The sequence below is a fragment of the Acinetobacter sp. 1294243 genome, assembly GCF_000588015.1.
In the GTDB taxonomy this organism is placed as follows: domain Bacteria; phylum Pseudomonadota; class Gammaproteobacteria; order Pseudomonadales; family Moraxellaceae; genus Acinetobacter; species Acinetobacter pittii.
In genome coordinates this window covers 26163-41049 of record NZ_JFXG01000017.1, presented here as the reverse complement: position 1 = coordinate 41049, position 14887 = coordinate 26163, and the positions used below count along the sequence as shown (strand labels likewise).

General features: G+C 39.0%; 18 protein-coding genes. 5 read left to right on the top strand and 13 right to left on the bottom strand.

Annotated elements, in window-relative coordinates; translation table 11 throughout:
• Window positions 1–72 precede the first annotated feature (72 nt).
• The gene (gene trxA / locus J655_RS20425) at window positions 73–399 is read left to right on the top strand and encodes a thioredoxin (protein WP_002054512.1); all 327 of its coding nucleotides are present in this window, start codon (window positions 73–75) and stop codon (window positions 397–399) included.
• A 322-nt stretch (window positions 400–721) separates the two neighbouring features.
• Complete coding sequence (gene rho, locus J655_RS20420; protein WP_002117304.1) at window positions 722–1990, top strand: transcription termination factor Rho; 1269 nt, start codon at window positions 722–724, stop codon at window positions 1988–1990.
• A gap of 191 nt (window positions 1991–2181) precedes the next feature.
• On the opposite strand, the gene J655_RS24790 is transcribed toward rho, so the two are convergent.
• On the bottom strand, window positions 2182–2307 hold the full coding sequence (locus J655_RS24790) for a hypothetical protein (RefSeq protein ID WP_002117184.1): 126 nt from the start codon (window positions 2305–2307) through the stop codon (window positions 2182–2184).
• A 94-nt stretch (window positions 2308–2401) separates the two neighbouring features.
• Between J655_RS24790 and J655_RS20415 the strand changes: the two genes are divergently transcribed.
• Window positions 2402–2644 carry a hypothetical protein gene (locus J655_RS20415; protein ID WP_002117215.1) on the top strand — a complete coding sequence of 81 codons (243 nt, stop codon included), beginning with the start codon at window positions 2402–2404 and terminating at the stop codon, window positions 2642–2644.
• 138 nt (window positions 2645–2782) lie between these two features.
• On the opposite strand, the gene J655_RS20410 is transcribed toward J655_RS20415, so the two are convergent.
• The 3 genes from J655_RS20410 to pheS are packed head-to-tail and all read right to left on the bottom strand — an operon-like array spanning window position 2783 to window position 6470.
• Window positions 2783–3079 carry an integration host factor subunit alpha gene (locus tag J655_RS20410; RefSeq protein ID WP_000126166.1) on the bottom strand — a complete coding sequence of 99 codons (297 nt, stop codon included), beginning with the start codon at window positions 3077–3079 and terminating at the stop codon, window positions 2783–2785.
• Window positions 3076–5457 carry a phenylalanine--tRNA ligase subunit beta gene (gene pheT, locus J655_RS20405; protein ID WP_032007093.1) on the bottom strand — a complete coding sequence of 794 codons (2382 nt, stop codon included), beginning with the start codon at window positions 5455–5457 and terminating at the stop codon, window positions 3076–3078. Before pheT ends, J655_RS20410 begins: the two co-directional genes overlap by 4 nt.
• A gap of 32 nt (window positions 5458–5489) precedes the next feature.
• Window positions 5490–6470, bottom strand: a complete 981-nt coding sequence (pheS, locus tag J655_RS20400; protein WP_002117277.1) for a phenylalanine--tRNA ligase subunit alpha — start codon at window positions 6468–6470, stop codon at window positions 5490–5492.
• 158 nt (window positions 6471–6628) lie between these two features.
• On the opposite strand from pheS, the gene J655_RS20395 reads away from it, so the two are divergent.
• Window positions 6629–7621 (top strand): hypothetical protein, encoded by a 993-nt coding sequence (locus tag J655_RS20395; RefSeq protein ID WP_019767964.1) that lies wholly within the window; start codon window positions 6629–6631, stop codon window positions 7619–7621.
• Window positions 7622–7624: 3 nt separating this feature from the next.
• On the opposite strand, the gene J655_RS20390 is transcribed toward J655_RS20395, so the two are convergent.
• The 5 genes from J655_RS20390 to J655_RS20370 all read right to left on the bottom strand — a co-directional run bounded on the left by J655_RS20390 (window position 7625) and on the right by J655_RS20370 (window position 9600).
• Entirely contained in the window at window positions 7625–8128 is a 504-nt protein-coding gene (locus tag J655_RS20390; protein WP_032007092.1) for a GNAT family N-acetyltransferase, read from the bottom strand.
• A gap of 57 nt (window positions 8129–8185) precedes the next feature.
• Window positions 8186–8743 (bottom strand): NADAR family protein, encoded by a 558-nt coding sequence (locus J655_RS20385; protein WP_017482379.1) that lies wholly within the window; start codon window positions 8741–8743, stop codon window positions 8186–8188.
• Between the two features lie 91 nt (window positions 8744–8834).
• A complete protein-coding gene (gene rplT / locus J655_RS20380; RefSeq protein WP_000124858.1) occupies window positions 8835–9194 on the bottom strand; it encodes a 50S ribosomal protein L20 in 360 nt (119 codons plus the stop codon).
• Window positions 9195–9205: 11 nt separating this feature from the next.
• The gene (gene rpmI, locus J655_RS20375) at window positions 9206–9400 is read right to left on the bottom strand and encodes a 50S ribosomal protein L35 (protein WP_002054552.1); all 195 of its coding nucleotides are present in this window, start codon (window positions 9398–9400) and stop codon (window positions 9206–9208) included.
• Window positions 9401–9411: 11 nt separating this feature from the next.
• Window positions 9412–9600, bottom strand: coding sequence for a hypothetical protein (locus J655_RS20370; protein WP_017482380.1), 189 nt, complete (start codon window positions 9598–9600; stop codon window positions 9412–9414).
• A gap of 38 nt (window positions 9601–9638) precedes the next feature.
• Between J655_RS20370 and nreB the strand changes: the two genes are divergently transcribed.
• Window positions 9639–10889 (top strand): nickel resistance MFS transporter NreB, encoded by a 1251-nt coding sequence (gene nreB, locus J655_RS20365; RefSeq protein WP_002117292.1) that lies wholly within the window; start codon window positions 9639–9641, stop codon window positions 10887–10889.
• A gap of 40 nt (window positions 10890–10929) precedes the next feature.
• Here nreB and J655_RS0104765 read toward each other — a convergent pair whose 3' ends face one another.
• The 4 genes from J655_RS0104765 to thrS all read right to left on the bottom strand — a co-directional run bounded on the left by J655_RS0104765 (window position 10930) and on the right by thrS (window position 14740).
• Window positions 10930–11358, bottom strand: a complete 429-nt coding sequence (locus J655_RS0104765) for a YqaA family protein (RefSeq protein WP_019767966.1) — start codon at window positions 11356–11358, stop codon at window positions 10930–10932.
• 53 nt (window positions 11359–11411) lie between these two features.
• A complete protein-coding gene (locus J655_RS20360) occupies window positions 11412–12032 on the bottom strand; it encodes a glutathione S-transferase N-terminal domain-containing protein (RefSeq protein WP_002117212.1) in 621 nt (206 codons plus the stop codon).
• A gap of 228 nt (window positions 12033–12260) precedes the next feature.
• Entirely contained in the window at window positions 12261–12812 is a 552-nt protein-coding gene (gene infC / locus J655_RS20355) for a translation initiation factor IF-3 (protein ID WP_075383312.1), read from the bottom strand.
• Window positions 12813–12817: 5 nt separating this feature from the next.
• Window positions 12818–14740, bottom strand: a complete 1923-nt coding sequence (gene thrS, locus J655_RS20350) for a threonine--tRNA ligase (protein WP_002117224.1) — start codon at window positions 14738–14740, stop codon at window positions 12818–12820.
• Between the last annotated feature and the right edge of the window lie 147 nt (window positions 14741–14887).

Genomic DNA, 14887 nt, shown 5'->3' with positions numbered 1-14887 from the left:
GTAGCTATGTAATACTGATAGAGATAATTTTCTCCTGTAATAGCACTTTTTTCTAAAAATTGGAGCCGTACCATGTCTGCGACTATTGTAAATACAACTGATGATAACTTCCAAGCAGATGTTTTAGATGCTGAAACCCCTGTACTTGTTGACTTCTGGGCAGGATGGTGTGCACCTTGTAAAGCAATCGCACCTGTGCTTGAAGACCTATCAAGTGAATATGCTGGTAAAGTAAAAATTGTTAAAGTTGATGTGACTTCTTGCGAAGATACAGCAGTGAAATACAACATCCGTAACATTCCTGCTTTACTACTTTTCAAAAATGGTGAAGTTGTAGCTCAACAAATTGGTGCTGTACCTCGCTCTAAACTTGTTAGCTTTATTGATGAAAACGTTTAAGTCAAAATGCTAAAAAAGAAAATACGCTATACTTTTTTATAGCGTATTTTTTTCGCCTATAAATTGACAAATTTGCTAGGCTGGCTTATATTGCATGCTCAAGAGGCACTGAAGGGAATCATCTTCGTCCGGCTTCTTACAAGACACAAACATAAAGATCGCCACTCGGCAACAGAAATTGTTTTTTCACATTTCTCTTCGAAACAATTAATCAGACTTCTGAATTGTTATTGTGTAAATACAATTGCGATAATCTTTTTTGTATGCGAGCGATTTTTCTTCTTTTTAAACCACACTCTACTCTTTCCTAATTCTGACCCTTATGAATTTAACTGAACTCAAGAAAAAACCAATCGGCGAACTAATTAAAATTGCTGAATTTATGGGCCTGGAAGGTATGGCTCGTAACAGAAAGCAAGATATTATTTTTGCCATTTTGAAACGCCATGCGATGAATGGCGAAGAAATTTTTGGTGATGGCGTTCTCGAAATTCTCTCTGATGGTTTTGGTTTTTTGCGTTCTGCCGCAGGTTCGTATTTAGCAGGTCCGGATGATATTTATGTGAGTCCTTCACAGATCCGACGCTTTAACTTGCGTACAGGTGATACCATCACAGGTACTATTCGCCCTCCAAAAGAAGGTGAGCGTTATTTTGCGTTGCTCAAAGTTAACCAGATTAACTATGACACGCCAGAAAATTCTCGAAATAAAATTTTATTTGAAAACTTAACTCCCCTTTTCCCGACCGAACAATTGGTTATGGAATTAGGTAATGGTACGACAGAAGACTTAACTGCTCGTGTCGTTGATTTAGTTGCGCCAATTGGTAAAGGCCAACGTTCTATTATTGTTGCACCGCCGAAAGCGGGTAAAACAATGTTACTTCAGAATATTGCTCAATCGATTGTTAGAAACAATCCCGAAGTATTCTTGATTGTTCTATTAATTGACGAACGTCCAGAAGAAGTAACCGAAATGGAGCGTACTGTTCGCGGTGAAGTTATTGCGTCAACATTTGATGAAGCACCGGCTCGCCATGTACAAGTTGCAGAAATGGTAATTGAAAAAGCTAAACGTCTTGTTGAACATAAAAAAGATGTTGTGATTCTTCTTGACTCTATTACCCGCCTTGCACGTGCTTACAACACTGTTATTCCGTCATCAGGCAAAGTGTTAACTGGTGGTGTAGACGCTCATGCATTAGAGCGTCCTAAACGTTTCTTCGGTGCTGCACGTAATATCGAAGAAGGTGGTTCACTTACAATCATCTCTACTGCTTTGATTGAAACAGGCAGTAAAATGGATGATGTAATTTATGAAGAATTCAAAGGTACAGGTAACCAAGAGATTACTCTTGATCGCCGTATTGCTGAAAAACGTGTCTTCCCTGCTATGAATATCAAAAAATCTGGCACACGTCGTGAAGAGCGTTTAATGGATGAAGATAAATTACGCAAAGTATGGATCCTCCGTAAGCTACTTCACCCTATGGATGAGTTGGCAGCAATGGAATTCTTACTTGACCGCATGAAAGAAACCAAAACAAATGATGATTTCTTTGATCAAATGAAACGTAAAGCTTCAACTTAATTGCTTAAACCTTAATAAAAAGCCACTCTTTTGAGTGGCTTTTTATTTGGTTGACAAGCTTTACACAAAAATACATTTTGCTTATTTTTATGTAAAATTATTTATAAGCTTTTGATAATAAATATTTTTGCATAAAAAAGCTTAGTTTTTTTAGTAGCTTACCTCTACCTTTTCCAATATACACGAGCTGATTAATTGTTTTTTTCTGTTAAAAAACAGTCTGTTTTTCTCTTTTTCATACGTTTTTTTGACAGACGACAGTAGTATTTCAGCATTTGCAGTGATAGCATAGCGGCAGACCAGTTAGACTGCTCCATGCGTTGTTACCTAGCTACGTTTTAGGAATAATAAAAGCAAAACAGTCCAACTTAGGTTTTTTTAATCTCAAATCTTTTTTGTGAGAGTGATGCCATGTTATTCAAAAAATTCGCTGTTGCTGCTGCTGTTGCTGCTACTTTAGCTTTCGTTGGTTGTTCTAAGAAAGAAGAAGCTCCTGCTGCTGCTTCTGAAGCTGTAGCTGCTGCTTCTGAAGCTACTGAAGCTGCTTCTGAAGCTGCTGTAGCTGTTGACGCTGCTGCTTCTGAAACTGCTGCCGCTGCTTCTGACGTTGCTGCTGCTGCTTCTGACGTTGCTGCTGCTTCTGCTGCACACTAATCTATATTCTAGATTAGATAAAAAAGAGGACATTTTGTCCTCTTTTTTTATATCTAAATTTTGATTTTCTAAGATTAAGCGGTCCTATATTGCTGCCCAATAAACTATATAAAGCTATTTAAAATATAAAAAAGCAGATCAATCGATCTGCTCATTTCCAACGCGTTGTCTAAACTTCTGACCCGCTCTGAAGGTCACTACCCTACGTGCTGAAATTGGAATTTCTTCACCTGTCTTAGGGTTACGTCCTGGACGTTCGCGTTTATCTCTTAACTCGAAATTACCAAAACCAGAAAGCTTAACCTGCTCCCCTGCAATAAGCGCTTGGCTAATCTCGTCGAAGAACAACTCGACCATTTGTTTTGCTTCACGGCGATTTAAGCTGGTTAACTCACTTAAATGATCAGCCATGTCTGCTTTAGTTAATGCTGTCATGAGGCCCTCAATGTCGCTTGATAAGTGTTTTCCAACACTTGGATTATATTGTCCATACCAGATTTAATTTCAGCATCTTCAAGCGTACGTGAAGGATGTTGCCATAATAATGCAAACGCCAATGAGCGCTTACCTTCTTCGACACCCTGCCCCGTATACACATCGAATAACCATGTAGAGTCTAAAAGCTCTCCACCAGTTTTTTCGATTAACTGCTGAATATCTCTAACATTTATATTATCAGAGATTAAAAGCGCAATATCACGTCTAATCGAAGGAAAACGTGATAATTCTGTAAAATTAGATACATAAGATTGCAAAACGGCTGTTTGATTAAGTTCAGCAACCCAAGTTGTGCTTAAATCTAGCTCATTTTCTAAAGATGGATGCAGACGGCCTAAGTAACCAATTGATTGCCCATCAACTAAAATTTCAGCAGACTGCCCTGGATGCAACCATGCACGCTCTGAACGTACATATTCAACTTTGACACGACCAGCAGCTAAAATCTCTTCAATCTCTCCTTTGAAGTCGAAGAAATCCATTGGTTGAGGCTTCACATGCCAAGATTCTGGTTGTTGCGAGCCAACGGCCACTAGAGCTAAAGTTGGAATCTGTTTTAGATCTTCAATACTTTTAGCATCTTGATAATCAAAACGGAGTCCTAATTCAAAGAAACGAACACGACTTTGTTGACGATTGAGATTATATTGTACGCAAGGGATTAAACTTGAAAGTAGAGTACTACGCATTGCAGCCAAATCACTTGAAATTGGATTTGCTAGCATTAACGGATTTACTTGCGGGTTCAATTGCTTTTCAAGTTTTGCATCAGCAAAGCTAAAACTAATTGCTTCTTGATAACCTAAAGTCACGATAGTTTGGCGTAACTCTGCAATTTCAAATCGGTCTTGATATTTAGCTAATTGAACATCCATGCTTGGTAAGCTAATTTGGATATTGTCATAACCATCAATACGTGCCACTTCTTCAATTAAGTCTTGATAAATAGCCATGTCATAGCGATGTGATGGAGGTACTACATTCCACTCACCTTCAGCTTTAACAGTTACTTCACACCCTAGTCGAGTTAAAGCATCTGCAATGAAATCAGCCGTCAATTGATATCCCAACAATTGGTCTACCTGAGCTTGTTTCAGTTCAATTGCTTCACGCTTTGGTAAAATTTCAGTTTTTTCAGCCACAGTAATTGGACCAAATTCACCACCTGCCAACTCTTGAATAAGCTGCGAAGCACGGTTCATGGCAATTAACGGCAACTCAAAATCTACACCACGTTCATAACGCTGTGAAGAATCAGTATGCAAGCCAAAACGACGAGCACGTCCAGCAATAGCAAGTGGCGCGAAGAAAGCACTTTCTAGGAAGATATCGGTAGTATCATCAGTTACGCTTGATGCTAAACCACCCATAATTCCAGCAATTGCCAAAGCTTTCTGGTCATCAGCAATCACCATAATATCTTCTTGTAATTCAACTTCTTGATCATTAAGGAGTTGTAATTTTTCTTGTGGCTGAGCTTGACGCACATGTACAGTCCCTTCGATTTTAGCTAAATCGAAAGCATGCATTGGCTGACCCAGTTCCATAAGGACATAGTTCGTCACATCAACCAAAATACTGTGCGTGCGAATTCCTGAACGAGCTAAAGCCTGCTCCATCCACTCAGGAGTAGCAGCTTTTACATTAACGTTTTTAATTACACGTCCTAAATAGCGTGGAGCACCTTCAGTGCTGATCACTACTTTCTTCTCATCAGCAATTGTCGCTTCAACTGATTTAATATCAGGTTCATTCATTTGCAGTTGGTTAATTACTGCAATCTCACGAGCGATACCACGGATACTGAAACAGTCACCACGGTTTGGTGTAATACTGATATCGATGACGTTATCATCGAGTTTTAAGTATTCACGGATATTTATCCCTACTGGAGCATCAGCAGGTAACTCAAGCAAACCATCGATTTTATCTTCAAGATCAATTTCAGAAGCACCACAAAGCATGCCTTGTGACTCAACTCCACGAAGTTTACCTTTTTTGATTTTGAAATCACCCGGTAATACAGCACCAATCGTTGCAACTGGAGCTTTCATGCCAGCACGAACATTCGGTGCCCCACAAACAATTTGTAAAGGCTCGCCCGAACCAATATTAACTGTCGTTACACGCAAACGATCTGCATCTGGATGCTGCTCAACTGTTAAAACTTCGCCGACCACGACGCCAGTAAATGGCTTAGCAACAGGTGCAAGTTCATCAACTTCAAGACCAAGCATAGTTAACTGATCAGACAATGTCTCACTATCAATTGCCGGGTTAACCCATGTGCGTAGCCAATTTTCGCTAATCTTCATCTTTATAAACCTTTTTTAATCCTGAAAAAATGTTAGGCAAATTGGCGTAAGAAACGCACATCATTTTGATAGAACATACGCAAATCATTAATGCCATAACGCAACATTGCAAAACGCTCTACCCCTAAACCAAAAGCAAAGCCTTTGTATTTATCAGGATCAATACCCGCAGCACGCAATACATTTGGATGTACCATGCCACAGCCTAAAACTTCTAACCAACGTCCACGCTCATCCATGATATCTACTTCTGCACTAGGCTCTGTAAATGGGAAATATGAAGGACGAAAACGTACTTTTAAATCTTTCTCAAAAAATTCATTCAGTAGGTTAATCAATAAACCTTTTAATTCAGCAAAGCTTGTGTTCTCAGCAACATATAAGCCTTCGATCTGGTGGAACATTGGTGAATGCGTTTGATCCGAATCACAACGGTAAACACGGCCAGGGCATACGATACGAATTGGCGGCTCACTCGTCTCCATTGTACGAATCTGTACCCCAGAGGTATGCGTACGTAGCAAGTGAGTAGCATCAAAGTAGAAAGTATCGTGCATAGCACGTGCCGGATGGTGACCAGGAATATTTAATGCTTCGAAATTGTGATAGTCATCTTCAACTTCTGGACCGGTTGCAACTGTAAAACCAGCTTTAGTGAAGAACTGACAAATTCGCTCTTGTACCTGAGTAACAGGATGAACTGTACCAATACGTTGACCACGGCCCGGCAATGTAATATCAATCGTTTCACTTGCTAGCTTTTGTGCAAGTGCTGCCTGTTGTAGTGCCGCTTGACGTTCTGTTAATGCAGTATTAATTGTTTCTCGAACAGCATGAATCGCAGCACCTTGTACTTTGCGTTCTTCAGGGTCCATTTTCCCTAATGCTTTCGATTGTTCTGCAAGCTGGCTTTTTTTCCCTGTAAATTGCACACGCACCTGATCAAGTGCAACAAGGTCTTGAGCTGCTGCAATGGCAGCAAGCGCTTCTGTGGTCAGGGCTTCCAGTGACATATTAACTCTCAAAGCAACAAATTTAAAAAATATAATAAAACACTGCATTCTAACAGTTTTTCATTGAATTGATGAAGTTTATCCATCATGAAAAATGTATTAGGCAACAAAAAGATAAAACGTATAAGATAGTAGTATCGTCAATGAGATCAACTATTATGGCGCTTAATCAGATTTGGAAACAACAACTTACGCTTGTGACATATGGTAATGAATACCTCCGTCAGAATTTAAGCTTTAACCAATGGCGACAACATCATATTTTCGACCATCATAGTTTTCAGTTTCGTGACTTAACTTCTCAACATTTGTTGGCCCAACACTTCCAAGTTTGGCTAGAAGCATTAAAAAAACAAGGTACCTCAAAGCTCAGCTTACATTTATCAAGCCTTCTCAATGAAGAACAAAATCCAAATAGCAATGTCGAGCTCTTACCTTATACTCATTTTATCGTGAGCCATCAAAATGATAAGAAATTTGCTTGGATTTTTGGCCATGAGCTTGCCGAATGGTATAACAATGATAATGAGTTTGAAGCTCCTGCTTCACAAACCTGTGAGCTTCGTTTAGAAACTTTCTGGCGTTTTGAACTCAATGAAAAATTATCAAAAAAAATTGAAGCTGATTTAAAAAATCCGCCATGGCAAGAAATAGCTGATTTTATGGATAGTGAATTATTTCATAGTAAATATGCAGCAGGCTTTGAGGAGCCAGAACTTCAAAATGCTCTTTTTGATGGTACAAATATTAAAAGCTTAGAGCCAAAACTTGCATTAATTCCAGAGAATTATCCCGCAGATTATGCCCATCAACTTTTATCTCGCACTCAAGCATTAGCTGACTACTTAGAACAAAAGAAACGTATTGCAAATGATCCTTTGGGAGAAGAACTAGACCAAGAGCAACTCATCAATTTAAGAAACTTTACACAAAAAACTGATGATTTGTTTGCCAAGCTTATTGTGAAAGTTGCCAACCATTATCAGACAGCTCAGATGGTGCCTGTAGTTAAAGCATCTCCATTTGAGCAATCAAATGAAAATCCACAGCATCTCAAGTCTCAGCACCATAAAGGCACTGGTTCAGGCGTTATTAAACTGGTTATTCTAACGATTATTATTTGTGCTTTGGCTTATTATTTTGGACTTTAAAGATTAGAGTTCCCATTGATAAAGTAACTCTGTTATTTCGGGACCGAACTCAAGTAGTTCGGTTTCCCCAATTAATTTAGCTCCCATTTTTTCGTAGAAGAAACGACTTGGATTTTTATTAAAAACTTCTAAGCGAATAAAACTGTATCCTTGATTTAAAGCGCATTGGTAGAACTTTTGAAATAACTCACGTCCCATGCCTTGCTTTTGAACTTCTTTTAAAAGATAAAAAGCCATAATTTCAGCAATATTATTTTCTGGGTTTAAATAACCATCGAGAAAGCCTTTCACTGCCCCATTTTCAGTATAGACAAATAACTTATGATCAGGGCTTTTTGCTATTTCTTTCCATAATAACTCCTTATCTAGGATTTTAAGCTCATCTAATATTTCTTGCTTAATTATACCTGTATAGGTTTCTTTCCACCCCTGTACATGTACTTCTGCAATAGATAATGCATCCTTGAGTGATGCTATACGAATATCCATATCATTTAATGATTTCAATTTACTTCCCTCACGTCACTACTTTTAAAGTGAAGCATTGATTGGTCTCACACCAACCTACTCAGTTAAAAGTAGCTCTCGAACATGCATTAAAGCAAAACCCAACAAATTTAGTCCTTGCCATAGAGATGGATCTTGAATATATGGATGGTCCTGCGCCATACCAATTCCCCAAATTTTATCGACTGGAGATGCTTCAACTAAAATACGGTCTTTCGTTGCTAATAAGAATTTCTTCAACTCAGGATGCTGTGAGAATTTGGCAAAATTCGCCTGTACGACAATATCAAACCGTTTTTCTTGCCATATCTGTTCCTCATAATTACGTACTTTGCGACCTAGTTGTTTCGCCTCATTAGGATGTTTAACTTGCAAAATCCGTGCAAAAATTTCTTCATCATTAAATATTTTTGCTTTTTGCGCCATCATATAGTGCTCAGCAGTAAAGTACTCGATACTCTCTACTTCAAATTGCGCAGGAAACCACTGGCTAAAACAACTCTTATCAACAAGATCAGCTTTCTTAGGAGTATGCCCCCAGAAATATAAATATTTGAACTGGTGACCTTGCTGTACTTTTTTAATTAAATCATTAAGAAATTTTTCGTCTTTCATCTTTTATCTCTGATTGTTATCTCTTTTTAAAATAGAACCGCTAAAAATAAAAAAGACCGCTAAAAAGCGGTCTTTCTTTAAATCTCTAAGCTTATGCAGCTAATGCACCTTTAGCTTTTTCAGCTAAAGCAGCAAATGCTACTGCATCATGCATAGCGATGTCAGCTAATACGCGACGGTCGATGATCACTTGAGCTTTTTTCAAGCCATCGATCATACGGCTGTAAGACAAACCGTTTTGACGAGCACCAGCATTGATACGCGCAATCCATAGAGCACGGAATTGACGTTTCTTTTGACGGCGGTCACGGTAAGCGTATTGACCAGCTTTGATTACCGCTTGGAATGCTACGCGGTAAACGCGTGAACGAGCACCGTAGTAACCTTTAGCGCGAGCAAGAATTTTTTTGTGACGACGATGAGCCACTACACCACGTTTTACACGAGCCATTTATAATCTCCTTAGATGTATGGGCACATACGACGAACTGAATTCATGTCAGAAACATGAACCATTACACAGCCGCGTAATTGACGGATACGTTTAGCAGATTTTTTGGTCAAGATGTGGCGCTTGAACGCTTGTTTACGCTTAAAACCGTTTGCAGTCGCTTTGAAGCGTTTAGCTGCACCACGGCGAGTTTTTAACTTAGCCATAGTAACCTCTTTTAGGCACCTGTTCGGCGCGATTGCACCATTGCAAAATCGACCTGCAGGTAAGGAAGCGCGTATTTTATAGCAACCTGAGCAAAATTAAAACTATTAGTTACTGTTTTTATGGTTGCAAGAAAGACTTTTCCAAATTCAACCTTGTCAGCAATATCAATAATAAATAAAGCGCCTATGCTTTTTTCCATTTATAATACGATCAAATTATCAACATACGATATTTCTAATGCAGAAACATGATGCATTTGCAGCCTTACGCTACAGAGATTTCTCAATTGTTACGATTAATCAATTTTGCTTAACGTTAGCAATTTTGATTCAAGAAATTATTGTTGCTTATTCACTTTATCAAATTACCAAAGATCCTCTAACTTTAGGCTTAATTGGATTAGCAGAAGCCATTCCATTTATTGCCCTATCGCTTTGGGGTGGCTATTTTGCAGATAGATTTAATAAACAGATTATTATGAAAATCTGTTTGTTTTTCTCGGTTCCTCTTCCTTTAGTGCTGTGGTCGCTGTTCCATCTGCATGGGTTAGGTCATATCAGCGTAAATTTCCTTTCTTGGGGTATTTATGCTGTTATTTTTGGCTTAGGTACTATACGTGGGTTTTATAATCCCTCTGCAACGTCTTTAAAACCATTTTTGATTCCTCGTGAACTGTATGCAAATGGTGCAACATGGACGACAATCGGTTGGCAAAGTGGTGTAATTATCGGGCCAATGCTTGGTGGTTTCATGCTTGCCTATTTAGGCCGAGAAACAAGTCTATTTAGTGTTGCGGTTTTACTTGGTATTTGTTTCATCTTAATTAACCTATTGCATAAGCGTACTTTTCCTAAAATTGAAACTGCTAATGTTTTAGAAAGTTTAGGAGATGGTTTCCGTTTTATCTGGAAAACTAAAATTGTTCTTTGGGCAATTTCTCTTGATTTAGCTTCTGTTTTATTTGGTGGAGTCATCGCATTATTACCAATTTTTGCAGAAGATATCTTAAAAGTCGGTCCAGAAGGACTGGGATATTTACGTGCGGCGCCATCTATTGGAGCGCTCGTCACTATGATTGCTTTGACTCGCTTTCCACCAACTCAACATGCATGGCGTAACATGCTACTTGCTGTTGCAGGATTTGGTGTTTTCACGATTCTTTTCGCGTTCTCAAATAACATGTGGTTATCACTATTTGCGTTGGCTATGACAGGCGCTTGTGACAGTATTTCAGTTGTGGTTAGACAAACCATTTTGCAAATTTTTCCACCAGAAAATATGCGTGGTCGCGTTGCTGCTGTAAACGGAATGTTCGTTTCATCAAGTAATGAGCTTGGTGCATTTGAGTCAGGTTTAGCAGCCAAATATTTAGGAACAATTGCAGCCACTATTTTTGGGGGTTGTATGACACTTGCAGTGGTCACCTTCTGTTGGCTAAAAACCAATGATCTATTTAAAGTCGATATTACCAAAAGCTCAGAAGACTAGTTAGACCATTTTATTAAAAGCATCTTCGGATGCTTTTATTTTAAATAAAACCTGTAATTACCCAATAAATAAAAATATAACGCCCTGCTTTAGCAATCAAAACGATAATTAAAAAGCGCCAAAAATTTTCTTTGAATAAACCTGCAACTAAAGTAATTGGGTCACCAATCACAGGTGTCCAACTTAGCAACAGCGAATAAAACCCATACTTATGATAAAAGCTTTGAGCTTGCTCTAAACGCTTTTCAGAAACAGGAAACCACTTTTTGTGTTTAAAGTGCTCTATTTTTAAACCAAGCCACCAGTTCACACACGAGCCCAGTACGTTTCCGAAAGTGGCGAAAGAAATTAGAAGAAAAGCAGAATATTCTTTTTTTAATAATAAGGTGGCGAGTACAGCTTCTGATTGTAACGGTAATAATGTAGCCGCCCCAAACGCGCTCAAAAAAAGTAAAAAGTAACTTAGCATATTAAATTAGACCAAATCACCTTTCACTTTATTCATTACGCGACCAATAAAAGTTAGATGACTTTAATTGATAGTGCTTTTTGTACCGCAGGACGTGCCGTCAAGCGAACAATATATTCTTGTACATAAGGATAATCCTCTAACTGAATACCTTGCCATTCATAGCGCAAAATCCAAGGTAAAATTGCCATATCAGCAATCGAGTATTCACCTGCAACAAACTTCTGGCCAATGAGCTGCTTATTCAGCACACCATATAAGCGCTTAGTCTCATTTACATAGCGGTCTATAGCGTATGGAATTTTTTCTGGTGCAAAACGGTTAAAATGATGGTTCTGCCCTAGCATAGGCCCTAGCCCACCCATTTGCCACATGAGCCATTGTTCAACTTCAACTCGCTCTTGCTCATCAGTTGGATAAAATAATCCAGTTTTTCGACCTAGATATTGCAAGATCGCGCCTGATTCAAATATTGAAATTGGCTCACCACGAGGTCCATCTTGGTCAACAATTGCCGGAATTTTATTATTTGGAGAAATTCTCAGAAAGTCTGGTTGAAATTGATCATTTTCTAAAATATTGATTGGGTAAAGAGTGTAGTCCAGTCCCATTTCTTCTAAGGCAATTGTGATTTTATGTCCATTGGGAGTTCCCCAATAATATAGATCAATCATTCTATTTTCCTATTCATCGTTATCATGACTGCGTCTTGCGTTATAGCATGTTTTAAGAGAGGCGATGAGATTTCCAACACTAAAAAATATATAAAATTCAAGAATTGAATTTCTTTTAAAAGATATAGCAATTGTCTTAAATAAAACTGAACAGAGAAAATTAAATCATCTTTTTTATTATGATAAGGATATAAAAAAGCACTGCTTTTGCAGTGCTTTTTTTGAGTATTACTTTTTCTTTTTAGGTCCAAGTAACATACCCATTTGACGGCCTTCCATTTTAGGTGCTTGTTCCACAACCCCAAACTCAGCAACATCAGCTTCAATTTTTTGTAATTGAGCTAAGCCAAGTTGTTGGTGAGCCATTTCACGACCACGGAAACGTAAAGTGATTTTCACTTTGTTTCCTTCTTCAAGGAATTTCAAAATAGCACGAAGCTTAACTTGATAATCACCAACATCAGTTGCAGGGCGCAGTTTGATTTCCTTCACTTGCACTTGATGCTGTTTTTTCTTCGCATCTTTTTGCTTCTGCTTAAGGTCAAACAAGTGCTTGTTGTAATCCATAATTTTACAAACAGGCGGCTCGGCGTTTGCAACGATCTCAACTAGGTCAAGATCTGCCTCTTCAGCAGCGCGCAGTGCTTCATTTAATGAAACAATTCCTTTTTGCTCACCGTCAGCACCAACGAGGCGTACTTCTTTTGCACGGATCTCGTCGTTAATTGCTGGACGGTTGCTTTTTGCACCTTGTTGTTGGTTACGGTCAGGCTGTTTAATCTTTCTTACTCCACAATATACCGGCCACGTTCGGCGACGGCAGACTTCACTAAGTCAATGAATGCATCTACTGACATAGTACCTAAATTTTTTCCTGAGCGGGTACGCACATTCACTGTTCCTTCTTCAACTTCGCGATCACCAAGAACTAATAGGTAAGGAATACGCTCTAGAGTACGCTCACGAATCTTAAATCCGATTTTTTCATTTCTCAAGTCAGAAATAGCACGAAGACCATTTTCTTTGAGTTTTGCTACGACTTTCTCACAAGCTTCAGCTTGAGAGTCCGTAATATTCATGACACATGCTTGTAACGGCGACAACCAAGGTGGCATGAAACCAGCGTAGTGTTCAATTAGTATACCAATAAAACGCTCAAAACTGCCAAGAATTGCACGATGCAACATCACAGGCTGATCACGATCATTGTCTTCAGTCACATAAGACGCATCTAAGCGTTCTGGCAAGTTGAAGTCACACTGAATAGTACCACACTGCCATACACGTCCGAGACAGTCTTTCAATGAGAATTCAATTTTCGGACCGTAGAACGCGCCTTCACCAGGTTGTAATTCCCATTCAAGACCCGCTGCATCTAAAGCATCTGCTAAAGATTTTTCAGCCATATCCCAAAGTGCATCATCACCCACACGTTTTTCTGGACGTGTAGAAAGTTTCATTTGCACTTCTTCAAAACCAAAATCTTTATAAACTTCTAAAGTCAGCTTAATAAAGTCAGCAACTTCTTGACCGATCTGTTCTTTAGTACAGAAGATGTGCGCGTCATCTTGTGTAAAGCCACGTACACGCATAATGCCGTGTAAAGAACCTGATGGTTCGTTACGATGACAAGAACCAAACTCTGCTAAACGAATCGGTAAATCACGGTAAGACTTCAAACCTTGGTTGAACACTTGCACGTGACATGGGCAGTTCATTGGCTTAACGGCATAGTTACGATTTTCAGAATGAGTCGTAAACATGTTGTCAGCATAGTTCGCCGCATGACCTGATTTTTCCCACAGTGTAAAATCTACAATTTGTGGTGTTTTAATCTCAAGGTAACCGTTGTCTTGCTGAACTTTACGCATGTATTGTTCAAGTACTTGGTAAATAGTCCAGCCATTTGGATGCCAGAACACCATACCCGGTGCTTCTTCTTGCATATGGAACAAGTCTAAAGCTTTACCAATTTTACGATGGTCACGCTTTTCAGCTTCTTCGATACGTTTGATGTATGCAGCGAGCTGTTTTTTGTCTGCCCAAGCTGTACCATAAATACGTTGAAGCTGTTCGTTCTTCGCATCACCACGCCAGTATGCACCAGAGATTTTAGTGAGCTTGAACGATTTTAAGAATTTGGTATTCGGTACGTGTGGACCACGACACATATCCAAATAATCTTGATGGTAGTACAAGCCCATTTGTGTTTCTTCAGGCATGTCTGCAATCAAGCGTAATTTATATTCTTCGCCACGCGCAGTAAATTCAGCAATAACTTCATCACGCGGTGTCATTTTTTTAACGACATCGTAATCTTGATCGATGAGCTTTTTCATACGCTCTTCGATAGCTGCCATATCATCCAAGGTAAAAGGACGTGGCATCCAGATGTCGTAGTAAAAACCTTCTTCAATGACTGGACCAATCACCATCTTGGCTTCCGGGAAAAGCTGTTTAACAGCATGCCCTACAAGGTGTGCACAAGAATGGCGAATAATTTCAAGACCTTCCTCATCTTTTGGAGTGATAATTTGTAAGGTCGAATCTTCGGTAATTAAGTCACATGCATCAACTAAGCGATCATTTACACGGCCAGCAACAGTATTTTTTGCTAGACCAGGCCCAATACTTTGGGCAACTTCCATAACAGATACAGCGTGATCAAAACTCTTTTGATCGCCATTTGGCAATGTGATAATTGGCATAAAAAAATCCTTAAGGAGTGATGCCCTATACGAAGGAGCATTTCACCGCGAGATTATGATCGAGGCGAACCTCAAAATATAAAAACGGTGTAAATCAAAGTTAAAAACCTGAAAGATTTTACACTTGTTCAAGCAATGTGAAAACCT